Consider the following 18,388-nt stretch of genomic DNA (forward strand, 5'->3'; position numbering starts at 1 on the left):
CCGAGCATAGCTTGCGCCTACAAGCCCGGGGCCGGGAACTCGGCCAGGAACTCGGCGATCTCGCCGCGCATGCGAGCGGCGAATTCCTCGGAGACCTGGCCGTCGTTGCTCGCGGCCTCGCGCACGCCGTCGCTGATGAAGCCGGCGAGCATCGGCATGTGCTCGGGCCGGAGCCCGCGCGAGGTCACGGCCGCCGCGCCAATCCGCAGACCCGAGGGATCGAACGGCTTGCGCCGATCGAAGGGGATCGAGTTGCAGTTGAGCTCGATCCCGCAGCGATCGAGCGCCTTGGCGCCGACCCGGCCCGAGATCCCCGTGCTGGTCAGATCGACGAGCATCAAGTGGTTGTCGGTCCCGCCCGTGATCAGATCGAGCCCGGCGCCGATCAGCGCTTCGGCGAGCGCCTTGGCGTTGGCGACCACGGTCGTCGCGTAGTCGCGGAAGCTCGGCTGCGCCGCCTCTTTGAACGCGACCGCCATGGCCGCCGTGGTGTGGTTGTGGGGGCCCCCCTGCAGGCCCGGGAACACGGCCTTGTCGATCGCCTTGGCGTGTGCCTTGCGACACATGATCAACCCACCGCGGGGGCCTCGGAGCGTCTTGTGCGTGGTGCTGGAGACCGCGTGGCAGTGGGGGATCGGGCTGGGGTGAGCGCCGCCGGCCACGAGCCCGGCCACGTGTGCGATGTCGGCGGCGAGGTAGGCGTCGACCTCGGCCGCGATCTCGGCGAACGCCGGGAAGTCGAGCACGCGCGGGTACGCTGAGTGTCCGACCCAGATCAGCTTGGGCCGGTGCTGCTTGGCGAGATCGCGGACCTGATCGAGGTCGATCAGGTGGTCGCTCTCGCGCACGCCATACTGCACCGAATTGTAGTAGATGCCGGTCGCGCTGACCTTCCAGCCGTGCGTGAGGTGGCCGCCAGCAGGGAGTGACAGCCCCATGATCGTGTCGCCCGGCTCACACAGCGCGAGCAACACGGCGAGGTTGGCCGGAGAGCCGCTATAAGGCTGGACGTTGGCGTGCTCGGCTCCAAACAGCGACTTGGCCCGGTCGATCGCCAGCCGCTCGAGCGGATCGATCACGCTCATGCCCTCGTAGTAGCGCTTGCCAGCGTAGCCCTCGGCGTACTTGTTGGTCAGGCTGCTGGCGCAGGCCTCGAGCACCGCCTTGGAGGTGTAGTTCTCACTGGCGATCAAGCGCAAGCTCTCGCGCTGACGCCGATCTTCTTGCAAGATCAGCTCGTTCACCTCGGTATCGGCCACGGCTAGGGACGGATCGCGCTCGGTCATCGGCATGGGTTGTCGACTGAGCCACGGCCAAAGTCAAAGTGCGCTCGAGGTGTTGATCGTCAGATCGAAGCGGCGCATGAATTGGTCCAAAGCACATGTGCTGATCGGTCCTACTCCGCCGCACCACCGCCAAACCCGCGCACGGGTGAGCATGCTCTTCACTTGTGTAGGGGGGCCATTCGCTCGACAACCTGGTACGCTCGGTTGGGATGACCTCGGTGCCGCCTAGTGATTCGACGGTCGTGCGTGAGCCGACGGTCGTCACCACGCTACGTGCGTTAGAGGACATGGTGACCGGGCCGGCCTGCCTCGTGGTGCTGCAGGGCGACAACATCGGTCACACCTACGATCTCGACGCGAACAAAGTGCTCACGATCGGGCGCGGTCGCGACAACGACATCTGCGTCAACCACCGGTCCGTGTCGCGCAACCACGCGGAGATCCACGTCGACGATCGCGGCGCGCAGCTGCGGGACCTCCGATCGACCAACGGCACGTTCGTCAACGAGGCGCAGGTCGGCAACGCGTACTTGCGCGACGGCGACCGCATCAAGGTCGGCCGCACGATCCTCAAGTTCATCAACGGCAGCGCGATCGAGGCCGCCTACCACGAGCAGGTCTACACGATGACCCGCTACGACGCGCTGACCGGCGTGTACAACCGGCGCAGCTTCGACGAGAAGATCGAAGACGAGGTCGAGCGCGCGCATCGCTATGAGCGGCCGCTCGCGCTGCTGTTGTTCGACATCGATCACTTCAAGCGCTGCAACGACACCTACGGGCATCGGACCGGCGACTACGTGCTCCGCGAGGTCGCGCAGCTGGTCTCGGGTCGCGCGCGCAAGCACGACTTCGTGGCGCGCTACGGCGGCGAGGAATTCGCGGTGATCCTGCACGAGTTCGAGCAGCCGGCGCCAGCGCTGTTCGCCGAGGAGATCCGTGCGCTGGTCGAGGGCCACGCGTTTGCGTTCGAGGGCCACGAGATCTCGATCACGATCTCGATCGGGCTGGTGGTGTGGAACGCCTCGTACGAGAACTCCGGGCAGATGATCGAGGCCGCGGATCGGTGCCTGTATCGGGCCAAAGCCGGCGGGCGCAATCAGGTCGTCGTCCCGGCCTGAGGTGTTGTGATCTCCGGCGATTTCTTGAATCGTTGCGCCGGGAGAGCATGAACGCGGCGAACACCGAGAGCCTGGCAGGGAACGACAAGCCCAGCGTCAAATTGATGCTGAAGTGGGTCGGTCTGCTGTTGCTGGCTGCGGCCGCCTGCATGCTCGTGGTCGGGCTGTTGCTGCCCCGCGAGTGGCATGTGGAGCAGAGCGTCGAGATCCAGGCTGACGTGGCCCAGATCCACGCCCTGGTCGGGAACGTCGAACGGTGGGACGACTGGATGTTCGACCCGGCGCAGGCCGAGGCCGACATGTCCGTGACGACCGAGGGCGAGCCGGGCCGCGTGGGGTCGACGATCAAGTGGTCGGGCAAGGGCAGCAACGGATCCATGACCCTGGTCGAGGTCGACCCAGAAGCCGGGATCCGCTGGGACGGGCGGATCGAGACCGACGAGATCAACAACCATGGCTCGATTCGCTACGAGCCACTCGAAGGCGGGGTCGTGCGGGTGACCTTGACCGACGACGGCACGCTGCCGCCGGTCCTGGGCGGTTACTTCGTCCCGGTCATGAACTCGGCGTTGTCGCAGCACTTCGAGGCGGCGCTCGGGCGGCTCGCGGTCGCGGCCAAGGCCCCCTGAATGTTGTTTCCGGTCTGGCGGGAGCTGCTGTGCGACGGCGAGACGCCGGTCGGCGTGTTCGCGCGGCTGCGCCGATGCCTGGCCAGCCGAGACCAGCACAGCTTCCTGCTCGAGTCCGTCGTCGGCGGCGAGCGCTGGGCCCGGTGGAGCTTCATCGGGGTGGGTCATCGCGCGGTGGTCCGCGGCTGGTGGCGCGAGGGTCGGCTGGTCGTCGAGTGTGAGCCTGGGCCCGGCTTCGAGTCCCCGCTCGGATCGCTGGGGGGACCTCGCGGGGGCGTTGGCGAGGGCAGCGGGGCGGCGCTGATCGAGGACCTGCTCACGCGTTACCGCGGCGGGGTGGATCCGGATGAGCCAGCGGCTGGCGGCGACGAGCTGCCGCGGTTTTGGGGCGGGCTCGTCGGGGTCTGGGGCCACGACATGGTCCGCGACCTCGAGCGGATCCCGACGCCCGCGTGGACCAGCCCCGCGGATCTGCCGGCGTTCGAGCTGCTGGTCACCGACACGCTCGTCGTGTTCGACAACCTCTCGCAGAAGGTCCGGGTGTTCGCGACGGCGTGCCCGGCCGAGGACGGCGGCGTCGTACAAGCCCGCGCCGCCGCGCGCCGCCGCGTCGACGCTGTGGTCGCGGCCCTGCGCCAAGGTCCGACGCTGCAGCCGCGGCGGCTCGACGAGGCGCTCACTGCCCCGTCGCCCGAGCTGGCCGCGGCCTGGACAGGGGCGGGGTTTCCCAGCCAAGTCGAGCAGGCCAAGCAGTTCATCGGGTCGGGCGATGTGTTTCAGGTCGTGCTCAGCCAGCGGTTTGACCAGCCGCGGGCGCGCGCCGGGCACGACGTCGACCCGCTCGATGTCTATCGAATGCTGCGCGTGACCAACCCGGCGCCGTACATGTACTTGCTCGAGCTGCCGTCGGCGAGCCTGGCCGGGGCCTCGCCGGAGGTGTTGGTCCGGGTCGACGCGGCCGATCGACGGGTCACCGTGCGGCCGCTGGCCGGCACTCGCGGGCGCGGGCGCGACCTCGCCGAAGATCAGGCCCTCGAGCGCGAGCTGCTCGCGGACCCCAAGGAGCGGGCCGAGCACCTGATGCTGATCGATCTGGGCCGCAACGACATCGGTCGGATCGCCGCCGCCGGCTCGGTCGAGGTCGCGGCCTCATTCGAGATCGAGCGCTACAGCAAGGTCATGCACATCGTCTCGGAGGTGTCGGGCGTGCTCGCGGACGGCCTGTCGGTCGTCGACGCCCTGCGCTCCACGTTTCCAGCCGGCACGCTCAGCGGCGCGCCCAAGGTCCGCGCGCTCGAGATCATCGACGAGCTCGAGCCGGCGCCGCGCGGCTGGTATGGCGGCGCGGTCGGCTACTTCGGCTACGACGGCGGCGCCGACTTTGCGATCTGCATCCGCACGGTCGTGCTCACGCCCGACAGCGTGCGGGTCCAAGCTGGCGCCGGGATCGTCTACGACTCCGACCCCGACGCCGAGGATGAAGAGTGCGGGCGCAAGGCCGCCGCGGTGTTGCGGGCGATCGAGCTGGCCCGCGCCAGCGCAGGAGCCGTTCCGGAACCGGGGGAGGGCGCGTGAGCACGCCGGGGCCCGGGGGTCGTCGCTATCAGCCGCCGCCAGGCCGCCAGCGTGCGGCCGCGCGGGTGGTGGTGATCGACAACTACGACTCGTTCACCTTCAACCTCGTCCAGTACCTGCTCGAGCTCGGGGCGATCGTCGACGTGTATCGCAACGACGCGATCACGGCCGCCGAGGTGCTGGCCGATCGCCCCAGCCACCTGCTGTTGTCCCCGGGCCCCGGGCGGCCGCAGGACAGCGGTGTGTGCCAAGACCTGTGCGTAGCCGTGTGCGACCCCCAGCGCCCGCCGCTGCCGACCCTCGGGGTGTGCCTGGGTCATCAGACCCTGTGCGAGGTCCATGGCGCGACGGTCGAGCGCGCTGGCCGGATCATGCACGGCAAGCGCTCGCCGATGCTGCACGCCCACGCGGGCATCTACGCCGGGGTGCCGTCGCCGTTCGAGGCGACCCGCTACCACAGCTTGATCGTCGACGAGGCCACGCTCCCGGCCACGCTGATCGCCGACGCGCGCACCCCCGAGGGCGAGCTGATGGGCGTCCACCACCGCGATCGTCCCGTGTTTGGTGTCCAGTATCACCCCGAGTCGATCCTGACCGAGCACGGCCACCAGCTGCTCGACAACTTCTTGCGTGCGGGCTGAGCCCCCGTCGAAGCTACCCGCCACTCTCCACGCAATGACCCCCTCAGACACGCTGCAGCTCGCTCGCACCCGGGACGGCGGTCTGGAGGCTCGGCCATGAACACGCCGAGTCGCAGCGACGCGCCAGGATCGGCGATCCGCGCGGGCCTGCGCAGCCTCGCGCGGGGGCATCACCTGAGCACCGCGTCGGCGGCCGCGATCTTTCGCGAGATCATGGCGGGCGCCTGCGAGCCCGCGCAGATCGGCGCCCTGTTGATGGCGCTCGCGCTCAAGGGCGAGACCATGGGCGAGATCAGCGGCGCGGCCGAGGCCATGCGCGAGGCCTCGACCCGAGTCGCAACGGCCCGCGAGCGGGTGATCGACGTGTGTGGCACGGGCGGCAGCGGGATCCCGCGGCGCAACGTCTCGACGGCGGTCGCGGTCGCGGTCGCGGCGTGTGGGGTCGCGGTCGCCAAGCACGGCAACCGGGCGGCGTCCAGCCGCAGCGGCAGCGCCGACGTGCTCGAGGCGCTCGGCGTCGGGATCGGGGCGTCGCCCGAGCTGGTCGGCCGCTGCATCGACGAGCTCGGCGTCGGGTTCCTGTTCGCCCGCACCTTGCACCCCGCCATGAAGCACGCCGGGCCGGTCCGCGCGGCGCTCGGCGTGCCCACGGTGTTCAACCTGCTGGGCCCGCTCACCAACCCGGCGCGGGTCCGTCGACAGCTGCTCGGGGTGTTCGACCCGGCTCGCTGCCACGATCTGGCCCGCGCGCTGGGCAGCCTGGGCAGCGAGCGGGTGTTCGTGGTCCATGGGTTTCGCGCCGGCGTCAGCGCGGGACCCCAGGCCCCGCCGGGGATCGACGACCTCAGCCCCGAGGGCGAGTCGCTGGTCGTCGAGTGGCGCGCGGGCGAGCTGCACGAGCACGTTTTGCGGCGCCGCGACGCGGGCCTGGCCGAGCAGCCCCTGAGCGATCTCGCGGGCGGCGACCCGGCGAGCAACGCCGCGGCCCTGCGGCGGCTGCTGGCGGGGGAGGCTGGAGCCTATCGGGATGCCGTGATCCACGCCGGGGCGCTGGCCCTGGTCGTCGCGGGCGATGAGCCGATCTCGACGCTGCCCGAGCAAGCCCAGCGGATCGCCGAGGCGCTCGATCGCAAGCTGGCGGCCGCGCGACTCGACGAGCTGATCCGGCTGACCTCGCCGCCCCGGGCTCGGGGTTGAGCGGGACCGGATCCCTGGCGAGCTCGGGATCCGGGTGCTCTAGCAGGCCCCGCCGTGTATCGGCTACGCTCCCCCGGGCGAGCGATGAGCGACCAACCGACCTACCTCGACGAGATCCTGGCGGCCAAGCGGTCCGAGCTGTCGTCGGGGCGGTCCGAGAACGCCAGCCTCCGGCAGATCGAAGCCGAGCTCGCGGGCGCCCCGGATCCGCTCGATCTGTGGGCGGCGCTCGCCACGGGCTCCAAGCCCCGGGCGATCGCCGAGTTCAAGCGCCGGTCCCCCAGCGAGGGCCTGCTGCGCGAGAACGCAGACCCACGCCATATTTCAACGCTCTACGTCGACGCTGGCGCGGCGGCGATCAGCGTGCTCACCGATCGCCACTTCGACGGCAGCTTCGAGGATCTCCGCGCGGTCCGGGCCGCCGTCTCGGTCCCGGTGTTGTGCAAGGACTTCATCATCAGCCGCCAGCAGATCGTCCAGGCCCGGCGCGAGGGGGCCGACGCGATCTTGCTGATCGTCGCGGCGCTCGAGCCCCCACACCTGCGAGATCTGCTCAATTTCGCCTACGACATCGGTCTGCAGGTGCTCGCCGAGGCCCACGGCGACCACGAGATCGAGCGGGCGATGGCCGCGGGTGCCAAGATCATCGGCCTCAACTCGCGGGATCTGCAGACCTTCGAGGTCGATCTCGACCGCGTGATCCGGCACCGGCCCGACGTGCCCTCAGGCTTTCTGTACGTGGGCGAGAGCGGCATCGCGTCCCGCCAGGACGTCTCGCGGCTGCGCGCCGCGGGGGTCGACGCGGTGCTGGTTGGCTCGGTGCTCATGAAGGCCGAGGATCCCGGGGCCAAGCTCGCCGAGCTCCTGGCGGTCTGACAGGCTGGGCGGCATGGCGGTCGGCCTGGGCCTGAAGATCTGTGGGCTGACGCGGGCCGAGGACCTGCGGGCGTGCGTCGAGCTGGGGGTCGACGCGATCGGGCTCAACCTCTGGCCTTCGTCCAGGCGCTACGTGGATCCGGTCGCCGCGGCCGAGCTGCTCGCGGTATCTGCATCGGCCGGTGAGGCCGATCGCCCGGCGCCGGCTCGCGTGGGCGTGTTCGTAAATGCCTCGCTGGCCGACACCGAGCGGGCGATCGCCGCGCTGGACCTCGATCTGATCCAGCCCCACGGCGACGCACCCGTCGAGCCCTACGCCGAGCTCGCGGCGCGCTACGAGATCGGCTGGATCTGGGTGGTGCGTGGGACCCCGGCGCTCGCGGGCTTGAAGGTGCCCACGCCCGCGCCGCGCTGGGTCCTGCTCGACGCGGCGGTCGCCGGGTTTGGCGGCGCCGGACAACCGACGGACTGGGGCTGGGCGGCCGAGGCCGTGGCCGCGCTCGCGCCCTTGCCCGTGTGGCTCGCCGGCGGCATCACCCCGCAAAACGCTGCCCAGGCGATCGCAGCCGTTCGGCCTGCCGGCCTCGACGTCGCCAGCGGAGCCGAGCCGCCGGGCGGCGTGGGCGGCCACAAGCAGCGCAGCGCGATCGCGGCGCTGGTCGATGTCTGCCGCGCGAGCGGTCGCTGAAGCATGGGCGCCCGAACCCGGCCGACGGGCGTCACTCGAACACGTCGCCAGCGCGCTCGGCCAAGAGCGCGTTGAACATCCAGCGCTGCAGCAGCGCCAGATCGTCACAGGCCATCACCATCGCCTGTTGCTGGTCGTCGACGGCGATCCCTCGCGTGCCGAGCAGCGCGAGCACGCTCGCGCGGACGAACGAGATGGTCTGCTCGACCTTGGCCTCTGCCTCGCCGGCCTTGGCCTCTGCCTCGCCGGCCTTGGCCTCTGCCTCGCCGGCCTTGGCCTCTGCCTCGCTAGCCTTGGCCTCTGCCTCGCCGGCCTTGGCCTCGGCGAGCTCGGCCTTCGCCTCGAGCGACTCGACCATGCCCGTCAGTCGCTCGATCAGGTCATCCGAGCCGATCAGCTCGGCCATGCCCACGTAGAACCGGAGCGAGCCACGCTCGAGCACGAAGTCGAGGCCCAGCACGGACGAGTGGTAGCGGCCCGACTGCGGCACGATCCGCTGGTAGCGGCGAGCCTCGGGGCTGGGCAGACGATAGCCATGGAGCTGCTGCTTGCCCCAGTCGTAGATGAAGTACTCCGCGATCCCGAGGCTCGCGTAGCGCTCGACGTTGTCAACGAGATCTTTCTTGCGGTCGCCCCGGTGCAGCACTTCGAGCGCGAGGTCGAGTCCGCGGCCTTCGTCGGCGACGACCCAGGCCATGCGCTCGTCGTCCTCCGGTTGCTCGACGTCGAGGACCGCGAGCACGTCGGGCGTGAACACCTCCTTGCCCGGGTAGACCACGGACATCTCCTCGGCGAGATAGATGACGCGTCCCATCGCCTTGAAGTGGAGGCTGAGCATGTCGACCGCGCGGCTCTTGGCCCGCTTGTGCGGCCGGCCCTCGATCATCGTGAGGAGGGGATCCGACAGCGCGGCGTTGACCTCGATCAAGAAGCGCTCGCGCTCGTCCGGCGTCATGGCGCGCCACGCCGCTTCGGTCGGGGCCACGGGCAGCGGTGGCGCAGGGGAGCCTGGCGTGCGAAGCGGATCGGCCATGGCCACAGGCTAGCACCGCAGACCGGAAGGCTGAGCCGGAACCCGTGGGGTTGACGGCGTGCATGCCGACCGCGCTTGCCGTCCTCGCGTGGGTCCGCAAAGCTGCCCGCGATGCCGGTTCAGCCCCCAGACACCAGCCCGCCCGCGCTCGGCGACTTTGGCCAGTTCGGCGGGCGCTACGTGGCCGAGACCTTGATGCCCGCGGTCGAGCAGCTCGCCCGCGAGTGGCCGATCGCGTGGGCCGACGAGGCGTTCCAGGCCGAGTACTCGCGGATCCTCTCGGAGTACGTGGGCCGGCCCTCGCCGCTGACCCCCGCGCCGCGCCTGGCCGCGGCGATCGGCGGCGGTCAGATCTGGCTCAAGCGCGAAGACCTGAACCACACGGGCGCGCACAAGATCAACAACTGCGTGGGTCAGGTGCTGCTGGCCCGGCGGCTGGGCAAGACCCGGATCATCGCCGAGACCGGCGCCGGTCAGCACGGCGTCGCCACGGCCACGGTCTGCGCCTACTTCGGGCTGCCCTGCGTGGTCTACATGGGCGCCGAGGACGTCGCGCGCCAGGCCTTGAACGTGTTTCGCATGCGCTTGCTCGGCGCCGAGGTGCGGCCGGTCGAGGCCGGGTCGGCCACGCTCAAGGACGCGATCAACGAGGCCCTGCGCGACTGGGTCGCCAACGTCGCCGACACCCACTATGTGATCGGCTCGGTGATGGGGCCCGACCCGTACCCGAGCATGGTCCGCGACCTGCAGCGGGTGATCGGCGACGAAGCCCGGGCGCAGTGCCTCGACCGCATGGGCTCGCTCCCCGACGCCGTCGTCGCGTGCGTGGGCGGGGGCTCCAACGCGATCGGGATCTTCGCGGCCTTCCTCGATGATCCCGGCGTCCAGCTGATCGGCGTCGAGGCGGCGGGCGAGGGCCTCGAGGGCCGCCACGCGGCGACCATGAGCCGCGGCGAGGTCGGGGTCTATCACGGCATGCGCAGCTTGGTGCTGCAGAACGACGACGGCCAGCTGCAAGAGGCCCACTCGATCTCGGCCGGGCTCGACTACCCGGGGATCGGGCCCGAGCACGCGCACCTGCGTGAGCGCGGTCGGGCGCGCTACCTGGCGATCGATGACGAGCAGGCGCTCGCCGCGTTGAGCTTGCTGTCGCGCACCGAGGGGATCATCCCGGCGCTCGAGACCGCCCACGCGCTCGCGGCTCTCGAGCCGCTGGTCGCCGAGCTCGGTCCGCAGGCCAAGCTGCTCGTCAACCTCTCGGGTCGCGGCGACAAGGACATGCACACGGTCATGGGCCGGCTCGACGCCGAGTCGCTGGCCCTGGTCGAGCGCGCCCGGGCCCACAGCAGCCAGGCCCAGGCAGGGCAGGGGGGCCAATGAGCGGCTCGCATCCCGGCCGGATCGCCGCTCGCTTCGCGGACTGCCGCGCGCAGGGCCGGGCCGCGTTGGTCGGCTACCTGACTGGCTTTGATCCCGATCACGAGCGCAGCCTCGCCAACTTGCTCGCGGCCTGCGAGGCCGGCGTGGACGTGCTCGAGCTCGGCGTACCGTTCTCGGATCCCACCGCCGACGGCCCCGAGATCCAGGCCGCCATGGTTCGCGCGCTCGCGGCCGGGGCCAGCCTCGAGGGCGTGCTCGGCCTCGCCAGCCGCGTGCGCGAGCGGTTCGCCGAGCTGCCGATCGTGCTGTTCTCTTACGCCAACCCGCTGCTGCGCGCCTGCGATCGAGACCCGGCCGGCGCCCGCGGGTTCTGTGCGCGCCTGCGCGAGCTCGGCGTCGACGGTCTGCTGGTCGTCGATCTCCCGCCCGAGCAGGCCTCGATCCTGCGGGCGCCAGCGATCGCCGCCGGGCTCGACTGGATCGGCCTGTGCGCGCCCACGAGCCCGCCTGCGCGGCTGAACAAGATCGTCAACGACGCGAGCGGCTTCGTCTACGCGGTCAGCCTCACGGGCGTGACTGGCTCGGCGCTCGATGCCGACAGCGAGGCGCTGCGAGCCCAGCTCGAAGATCTTCGCGGCCGCACGCAGCTGCCGATCGCGGTGGGGTTTGGGGTGCGCGAGCCGGCTCAGGTGCAGGCCCTGGCCCCGCAGGTCGACGCCGTCGTGGTCGGCAGCGCCCTGGTCCAGGCCGGGCGAGACGGCCCGAGCTCGCTCGCGTCGCGGGTCGCGGACCTGCGGGCCGCGACCACCGGCTAAACTCAGCCGTCAGCATCCGAACACGCTATCCTCTCCAGGCATGTCGGGGTTCTCGAGCGAGGAGGACAAGTCGGCCCTCGTCGCCGCGATCAAGGCGGTCGAGGCCCGAACCAGCGCCGAGCTGGTGATCTGCGTGCGTCGTCAGTCCGCGTCGTACCTCCACGCCGATCTGCTCGCGGGCATCGTCGCCGCGATCGTCACGCTCGCCTGTCTGCTCTACCTCCCGGCCGAGTTCGGCCTCCACACCTTCTTGCTCGACCCGATCGTCGTCGGGCTCGCGGTCGGTCTGCTCAGCTCACGCGCGCTCACGCTCCGCCGCTGGCTGACCCGCCCGTCGGTGCGCGAGCACAGCGTGGTCCAGGCCGCCCACGCGACCTTCTTCGCCAAGGGGATCCGCCGGACCTCTGACGCGATCGGGATCCTGCTCTACATCTCCCGGCTCGAGCGCCGCGCCGAGGTCGTCGTGGATGACGGCGTGGCGCGGGCGGTCCCCGAGCAGGACTGGCGGGCGGCCGTGAGCGTGATTCAGAACCTGGTTCGATCGAGCGCCGACACCAGCGTCGTGTGCAAGGCGATCGAGTCGCTCGCCGTCGTGCTCGAGCCGTGCCTGCCGCGCAGCGACGACGACGTCAACGAGCTGTCCGACGAGGTCCACGAATGATCGACCGAGCCACGATCAGCCCGACGAGGCTTGGCCTAAAATCCAGCTTCTGGGTGCTCGCGCCGCTCCTGGTGCTGGCGGCGATCATGCTCGTCCCGATCCTCGCCGACGCCCGCCCCGGTGGCGGCCAGACCTACGGTGGAGGCGGAGGCGGCAGCAGCAGCAGCGGGGGCGGAGGCGGAAGCGGCGACGGCGAGCTGTTCGGCCTGCTGCTGTGGATCGCGTTCGAGCACCCCGCGATCGGGATCCCGCTGCTGTTGATCGCCGGGGTCGTCTACGTCGTGTCCAAGCGCGGCGTCGGCCAGGACTGGGACAGCGGCGGCGGGCTCGGCTTCGATCCTGGCCCGCGCCAGCGCGCCCCCCAGGCCAAGCTCGGGGATCTGCGCCAGATCGATCCCGACTTCTCGACGATCCTGTTCGAGGACTTCGTCTACCGGCTCTACGCCAGCGCCCACGAGGCCCGCAACGCCCCGGCCAAGCTCGACGAGCTCGCGCCCTACCTCGACCAGCGGGTGCGTGAGGGTCTCGCCGCGCGCCAGCCCAGCGGCGTGCCGATCCGCAACGTCGTGGTCGGGGCCCTGCGCGTGCTCCGGGTCCAGCTCCCGAGCTGGGACGCGTCGGCGGCCGAGACCCAGCGTCGCCACCCGGTGACCGACGAGCCCGAGTCCGAGGTCGAGCTCGAGTTCGAGGCCAACGTGACGGCCGGCGGCACCGAGTCACCCGCCCAGGGCTTCTACCTGTGGGAGCGGTGGATCTTGCGGCGGCCGATCTCGGTCACGACCCCGAGCCCCGAGCGGGCCCGCAGCCTCGCGTGCCCCAACTGCGGGGCCCCGTTTCGCACGGCCGACATGCAGCGGTGCGAGTACTGCCAGGAGGTGGTGACCGACGGTCGGTTCGACTGGCGCGTCGTCGCCGTGCAAGAGCTCCGCTGCGAGCCCAAGCCGCCCGCGCTGACCGGCGACAACGCCGAGGCCGGGACCAACCTGCCGACGATCTACGATCCGCACCTGCCCCAGGCCTGGACCTCGCTGGCGAGCGCCGATCCAGCGCTGATCCCCGGCGCGATCGAGCAGCGCGCCCAGCTGATCTACCGTGAGCTCAACGCCGCCTGGGTCGCCCGTGATCTTCGCTCGGCGCGGGGCTACCTGTCCGACGGCATGGCCGACTACCTGCGCTACTGGGTCGAGGCGTACAAGCGCGAGGGGCTGATCAACAAGCTCGAGCAGATGCGCGTGACCGGGATTCAGCTGGTCAAGATCACCCGCGATCGCTGGTACGACGCGGCCACCTTCCGGGTGTTTGCGAGCGGCCGCGACTACACGGTCCGCGACACGGACGGTCGCCACGTCAGCGGCAACCCCAGCCGCGATCGGGCCTACAGCGAGTACTGGACCCTGATCCGCGGTGCGGGCGTGCGTGGGGCTCCGCGCGCAGGTCCGGCCGACGACGCGGGCTGCCCCAACTGCGGCGCGCCGCTGGCGATCTCGATGGGCGGCACCTGCGAGCACTGCAGCGCCCACGTCAGCTCCGGCGAGTTCGACTGGGTGCTCAGCAAGATCGAGCAAGACGAGGTCTACGGCGGATGACCCGCGCGCGGGCGATCGTGGGGTTGGCGGTGATCTGTCCGCTGCTCGCGGCGGCGGCCGGCTGCGAGTTTCAGGTCCCGGCGGCGACGTACATTCACCAGACCAAATTGATCTCGGTCGAGGCGGAGGTCGTCGAGCTCGGGCCGCTCAACCCCGGGCGGGTCGGGCTGCCCAACCCCGCGCCGATCGCCGAGCCGATGCCCCACGATCGCTTCAGCTTCGAGGCGGTGGTCGTCGATCCCGACGGCCGTCAGCTGCCGGCCAGCGAGATCGAGAGCATCTGGTTTCAGTGCGGCGTGCACCCGTGCCGCGTCACGAACAGCGCGACGGGCTCGCCCGTGGCCTCGTACCAGCGGCGCTGTGACGAGATCGAGCCCGACCCATCGGTCGAGCAGGGCCCGCTCAGCATGGATGACCAGTGTCGGATCGGCGAGGGCGACGCGCGCTTCGAGTTCGTCCTGCCCGAGCTCGGGCCGACGATGGCGGACCACCGCATGGCCAACTACTACGGGGTGATCGGGTGGAACGGTCGCCGCGCCGAGGACTGCTGGAGCGCCCGCCTCGCGCTCGACGAGCTGCTCGACGACTGCGCCTTCATCACCCGCACCGTCAAGATCGGGCCGAGCTGGTGGATGTTGGCCTACGCCAGCGAGGTCCTGAACTTTCAGACCCAGATCCCGTTCTGGCAGATCCCGATCGCGGTCTACGGGCAGGCCGCCAACCGGACGCCGTCAGCTCGCGTCGAGGTGTGGATCGACAGGGCGCTCGCGGGCACCCACCCGGACGCGGACAGCTTCACGGTCGAGCCAGGCTCGCGCATCCATCTCGAGCCGATCTATGACGAGTTCGAGCAGTTTGGTCAGACTTACTTTCGCGCCCAGTTTGATCCTGAGTACCAGAAATTCTGGTTCCAGCCGACGGTCGAGCTGCTGCTCGAGATCCCCTACACGACCAACGCGATCCACTCGACCTCCCCGTCCGACGTCACCACCTTGCTGCCTCCGCTCGACTTCGTGGTCGACGAGAACGCTGGGGCCGGGCGCTCGACGATCTTCTTGATCCTTCAAGATGATCGGTTTGGCGAGCGTGTGGTCCGGCTCGACTTCGAGGTGAAGCCGTGAAGCTCGGGGGCTGGATCGTGCTGCTGACGGCCGTCGTCAGCGTCGGGCCGTCGTCAGCGTGGGCCAGCCCGCCCGAGCAGGCCGCCGAGCAAGCGGCGCCGCCGGAGCGGGTCACGATCGAAGGCCGGGTGATCGAGGCCGGGGGAGCCCGCGCGCCGGTGTCGGGCGCCGTCGTCATGCTCGTCGACGCGCCCGCCAACGTTCGGCCCGGCAAGCCGGCCCGCGATCCGCTCGACCCCGAGGCGATCGCGTGGATGCTGCGGGCCGAGACCGACGCCGAGGGCCACTTCTCGATCGCCGAGGTCCCGCCGGGCAAGCTCCGGATCGTGATCGTGGCCGGCGGCTACGAGCGCCTCGAGCAGTGGGCTGAGGCCCCATCCAGCGCCAACCTCGAGCTGTTCGTGGAGCCCGATCGAGACGGCGAGTACCGGACCGAGGTCGCGGTCGCCCGCGAGCGGCTCGACGCGCCCGAGCACAGCCTCGATGGGACGCAGGCACGTCACTACGCGGGCAGCGGCGACGAACCACTGCTCGCGGCCCTCAACCTGCCCGGGGTCGCGCGCTCGCCAGGCGGGTTCGGGCTGTTGTCGCTGCGCGGCGGCAACCCGACCGACACGGGCTATTATCTCGACGGCCACCCGATCCCGCGGGCGTTTCACGTGGTCCCGATCGCGAGCGTGCTCTCGCCACCCCTGACCGATCGGGTCGAGCTCAGCCCCGGCAACTACGGGCCCGGCTATGGCAGCTTCAGCGGGGGCATGGTCCACGTGTACAGCAGAGCGGGCCGCCGTGACGGCGTCCACGGACAAGCGCACGTCGACCTGTTCGATGTCGGCCTGACCACCGAGGCGCCGGTCGGTCCGGGCTCGATGAACTTTGGAGTTCGCCGCAGCCACATCGACGCGGTCGTGCAGGCGGCCGAGGGCGTGGTCGGGCCGACCGGGATCTTGCTGCCGAGCTACTGGGACTACCTCGGCCGCCTCGACATGTCGGTCGGCCAGCATCGCCTGACCCTGCGCGCGCTCGGAGCTGGCGATCGCCTGCGCGGGCGCGGGCCCGACCCGATCCCGGGGGAGACCCCAAACCTGTTCGACTACGCCGCCTCGTTTCATCGCTTCGACCTCGACTACCGGGTCGACGAAGGGGACTGGCGGGTCCTGGTCAGCCCGTCGATCCGGCTCGACAGCGCGCGCCTCGAGCAGGACTTCTTGTTCCGCCGTGACGCGTCGGTGGTCTCGGGCCGCGTCGAGGCCGAGAGCGACCTGCAACCGTGGCTGACCCTGCACCTCGGGTCGGATCTGGTCTACGAGCGCTGGCGTCGACGATCACGGGTCGCGAGCATGGTCGGCGGCGACGTCTTGGACAGCGAGCAGGTCGACAACGACACCTCCTACCGCGGGGATCAGGCCCGGTTTGGGATCTGGCTGGCGACCACGATCCGGTCCCGTGGGTGGTCGTTCGTGCCCTCGCTGCGCATGAACCTGTTCGCGTACGCGGGGCGGCAGCTGGTCCGCCTCGATCCCCGGCTCGAGGTCCACGCCCAGCTGCGCCCGAAGCTCGAGTGGTTCAGCAAGATCGGCATGTTCTCGGTCCCGGTCGTCGCCACGAACGGCGGCGCGGGCATTGGCCTGGTCACGCCGAATGGGACGTTCCAGGGCGGGGTCGCAAACATCCCCCCGTATCTGCTCGCCTACTTCGACCCCCAGATCGACGGTGAGCCGCGCGACGGAGCGTCCGCGGCGACCTACGCCGTGCAGGCCTCGACCGGCGTCGTCGCCCAGCTCGGCTGGGATCTGGATCTGAGCGGCACCGTGTTCTGGCGCGAGGTCATCCCGACCACGATCAAATTCGGGCCGAACATTGCGGCGCGGCGGACCGCTCGTCAGCGCTCGATGGGCGTCGAGCTGATGCTGCGTCGCGCGCTCGGCCGCAAGCTCGATGGTTGGATCGGCTACACCCTGCTGTGGTCCCGGGTCCGGCCGGACGAGCAGGCGTGGATCCCCGCCCAGTTCGACCAGCGCCACAACCTCGTGGTGCTGCTCAGCGCCTCGCTGCCCCGCAATTTTCGGTTTGGCGCGCGGTTCCGGGTCGTCTCGGGCAACCCCGAGAACACGGTGCTGGGCGGCGAGGCCTCGAACTCGTCCGTCATCTGGAACTACGACCCGATCCGCGGGATCCGAGGCACGACCTATCAGCCCGTGTTTCACCAGCTCGATCTGCGCATCGACAAGCGCTGGGCGCTGCGGCGCGCGTCGGTCACCGCCTACCTCGACGTCCAGAACGTCTACAACCGGCAGTACCCCGAGGTCTCGCTCTACACCAACGACTGGTCGCAGCGCAGCGCGCTGATCGGGCTGCCGATCTATCCAAGCCTGGGTGTTCAGGTCGATTTTTGATCCTGCGCTCGCGCTGGGCGGGGCCGCCCCAGCATCGCGCCCACGCCCGCCCACAGCCCGGCGACCGGCGCCATCAGCAGCGCGATCCCGCCGAGCCCGAGCCCCAGCGCCTTGATCCCCGTGAACGCCCAGCCGGTCAGCGCGTCGCCACCTCGATACACGACCGTGTCGATCAGGCTCTTGGCTTTGTAGCGCTGCGATCGATCGACCATCGTGTACAGGACCTCGCGGGCCGGGCGAGAGATCGCATAGCTGGCCACGCGACGCAGGATCTGAAACCCGAGCAGGGCGACCAACACGGGCGCGATCGCCAGGCCCACGAAGCCCAGCGCGCACAGCAGCGGCAGCGCGGCCAGCGACCAGCTCAGCCCCACGCGCTGGATCAGTCGACCCGTGAGCACCGCCTGGATCGCCAGCGTGAGCACGTTGACGGTGAGATCGACGCCCGCGAACACGGCGGTGCGGGTGCTGGCGTCGGTGAAGCTGACCGCGACGATCTGCGCTTGCATGAAGTACAGCACCGTCGAGCTCATCGTCAGCAGCAGCACGTAGGCGCAGATCCCCAGCAGCAGGGGCGACCGCAGCAGCTGGGGGATCGCCGCGAACGCCCCCCCGCCGACCGCGGTGGTCGGCGCGGGCCAGGTCTGCGGCTCGCTCGCTGACGGCGCTGCCGAGCTGTCGGGCCCGCGAAAGTCGGCACCTGCGAGCGTCGGCTCGGCGCTCACCCGTCGCATCGAAGCCAGCGAGAGCTCGAGCAGCAGCGCCGCGATCAACGGCAGCAAGCTCGGCCGAGCCCACAGCGCCACCGCGCCGCCGATCGCAGGCCCGGCGATCGCCCCGATCGAGCCACCCACCCCGATCAGCCCGAACAGCCGCCGCGCGTCCTGACTCGAGAACAGATCGGCGAGCACCGACCAGAACAGCGAGATCACGAACAGGTTGAACACGGACGTCCACACGAAGAACACCCGGGCCGTCCAGATCGCCAGCGCCTCGCTGCCCGCACCGACCCAGCCCTGCATGACCACGAAGAACCCCAGCAGGTGCAGCGCGAAGAACCGATGCACCAGCGGGACCAGCCGCGCGCGACCGCAGCGGGCCACGGCCAGCCCGTAGAGCGGGACCGCCGCGAGCATGACCAGGAAGGTCGCCGTGAACAGCCACTGCAGATCATCGACGCCGCCGGTCAGCGCCATCGCGTCGCGGAGCGGATGCAGGGCCCCGTTGGCCGTCATCAGCGCACAAAACCAAGCCATGGCTGACAACACCTTGGGGCCCTCGCCGGGCCGGAGGTCGGCGATCTGTCGCAGCTGCACCGACCCTCGGACCCCGGTCGAGGCCCGCTGGCTTCGGCGAGGCCCACGAAACCTGCTCGGGCGGGCG

Annotated in this window: 16 protein-coding genes; 13 read left to right on the forward strand and 3 right to left on the reverse strand. The window is 70.5% G+C overall.

The genetic code is table 11. The features are described from left to right. Positions 1-17: 17 nt before the first annotated feature. Positions 18-1,292, reverse strand: coding sequence for a serine hydroxymethyltransferase (glyA, locus tag ENSA7_RS31355; RefSeq protein ID WP_219908092.1), 1,275 nt, complete (start codon positions 1,290-1,292; stop codon positions 18-20). Between the two features lie 236 nt (positions 1,293-1,528). On the opposite strand from glyA, the gene ENSA7_RS31360 reads away from it, so the two are divergent. From ENSA7_RS31360 to ENSA7_RS31390, 7 genes are all read left to right on the forward strand, one after another. After that, positions 1,529-2,407 (forward strand): diguanylate cyclase, encoded by an 879-nt coding sequence (locus ENSA7_RS31360; RefSeq protein WP_244923972.1) that lies wholly within the window; start codon positions 1,529-1,531, stop codon positions 2,405-2,407. A gap of 47 nt (positions 2,408-2,454) precedes the next feature. Next, a complete protein-coding gene (locus ENSA7_RS31365) occupies positions 2,455-3,036 on the forward strand; it encodes an SRPBCC family protein (RefSeq protein ID WP_106093076.1) in 582 nt (193 codons plus the stop codon). Next, a complete protein-coding gene (locus ENSA7_RS31370) occupies positions 3,037-4,611 on the forward strand; it encodes an anthranilate synthase component I family protein (RefSeq protein ID WP_106093077.1) in 1,575 nt (524 codons plus the stop codon). Continuing rightward, positions 4,608-5,252 carry an anthranilate synthase component II gene (locus ENSA7_RS31375; RefSeq protein ID WP_106093078.1) on the forward strand — a complete coding sequence of 215 codons (645 nt, stop codon included), beginning with the start codon at positions 4,608-4,610 and terminating at the stop codon, positions 5,250-5,252. The genes ENSA7_RS31370 and ENSA7_RS31375 overlap by 4 nt, the downstream gene beginning before the upstream one ends. A 96-nt stretch (positions 5,253-5,348) precedes the next feature. Next, entirely contained in the window at positions 5,349-6,449 is a 1,101-nt protein-coding gene (gene trpD, locus ENSA7_RS31380) for an anthranilate phosphoribosyltransferase (protein ID WP_106093079.1), read from the forward strand. 84 nt (positions 6,450-6,533) lie between these two features. After that, positions 6,534-7,325, forward strand: a complete 792-nt coding sequence (trpC, locus tag ENSA7_RS31385; RefSeq protein ID WP_106093080.1) for an indole-3-glycerol phosphate synthase TrpC — start codon at positions 6,534-6,536, stop codon at positions 7,323-7,325. Positions 7,326-7,338: 13 nt separating this feature from the next. Beyond that, on the forward strand, positions 7,339-8,013 hold the full coding sequence (locus tag ENSA7_RS31390) for a phosphoribosylanthranilate isomerase (RefSeq protein WP_106093081.1): 675 nt from the start codon (positions 7,339-7,341) through the stop codon (positions 8,011-8,013). Between the two features lie 31 nt (positions 8,014-8,044). Here the strand turns inward: ENSA7_RS31390 and ENSA7_RS31395 are convergent, their stop codons facing one another. After that, positions 8,045-9,046: a Uma2 family endonuclease gene (locus ENSA7_RS31395; RefSeq protein WP_106093082.1), complete on the reverse strand. Its 1,002-nt coding sequence runs from the start codon at positions 9,044-9,046 to the stop codon at positions 8,045-8,047. A 75-nt stretch (positions 9,047-9,121) separates the two neighbouring features. Between ENSA7_RS31395 and trpB the strand changes: the two genes are divergently transcribed. From trpB to ENSA7_RS31425, 6 genes are read left to right on the forward strand one after another with little or no spacing between them, the layout of a single operon-like run. After that, complete coding sequence (gene trpB / locus ENSA7_RS31400) at positions 9,122-10,426, forward strand: tryptophan synthase subunit beta (protein WP_443655667.1); 1,305 nt, start codon at positions 9,122-9,124, stop codon at positions 10,424-10,426. Beyond that, entirely contained in the window at positions 10,423-11,241 is an 819-nt protein-coding gene (gene trpA, locus ENSA7_RS31405) for a tryptophan synthase subunit alpha (protein ID WP_106093084.1), read from the forward strand. Before trpB ends, trpA begins: the two co-directional genes overlap by 4 nt. 40 nt (positions 11,242-11,281) lie before the next feature. Next, entirely contained in the window at positions 11,282-11,902 is a 621-nt protein-coding gene (locus ENSA7_RS31410; RefSeq protein ID WP_106093085.1) for a hypothetical protein, read from the forward strand. Positions 11,903-11,955: 53 nt separating this feature from the next. Next, a complete protein-coding gene (locus ENSA7_RS31415; RefSeq protein ID WP_181234291.1) occupies positions 11,956-13,488 on the forward strand; it encodes a TIM44-like domain-containing protein in 1,533 nt (510 codons plus the stop codon). Next, complete coding sequence (locus ENSA7_RS31420) at positions 13,485-14,609, forward strand: hypothetical protein (RefSeq protein ID WP_106093087.1); 1,125 nt, start codon at positions 13,485-13,487, stop codon at positions 14,607-14,609. The genes ENSA7_RS31415 and ENSA7_RS31420 overlap by 4 nt, the downstream gene beginning before the upstream one ends. Continuing rightward, positions 14,606-17,005, forward strand: coding sequence for a TonB-dependent receptor (locus ENSA7_RS31425; protein ID WP_106093088.1), 2,400 nt, complete (start codon positions 14,606-14,608; stop codon positions 17,003-17,005). The genes ENSA7_RS31420 and ENSA7_RS31425 overlap by 4 nt, the downstream gene beginning before the upstream one ends. On the opposite strand, the gene ENSA7_RS31430 is transcribed toward ENSA7_RS31425, so the two are convergent. After that, a complete protein-coding gene (locus ENSA7_RS31430) occupies positions 16,990-18,321 on the reverse strand; it encodes an NTP/NDP exchange transporter (RefSeq protein WP_106093089.1) in 1,332 nt (443 codons plus the stop codon). The genes ENSA7_RS31425 and ENSA7_RS31430 overlap by 16 nt on opposite strands. Positions 18,322-18,388: the final 67 nt, after the last annotated feature.

Origin of the sequence: Enhygromyxa salina (genome assembly GCF_002994635.1) — a bacterium.
GTDB lineage: Bacteria > Myxococcota_A > Polyangia > Nannocystales > Nannocystaceae > Plesiocystis > Plesiocystis salina_B.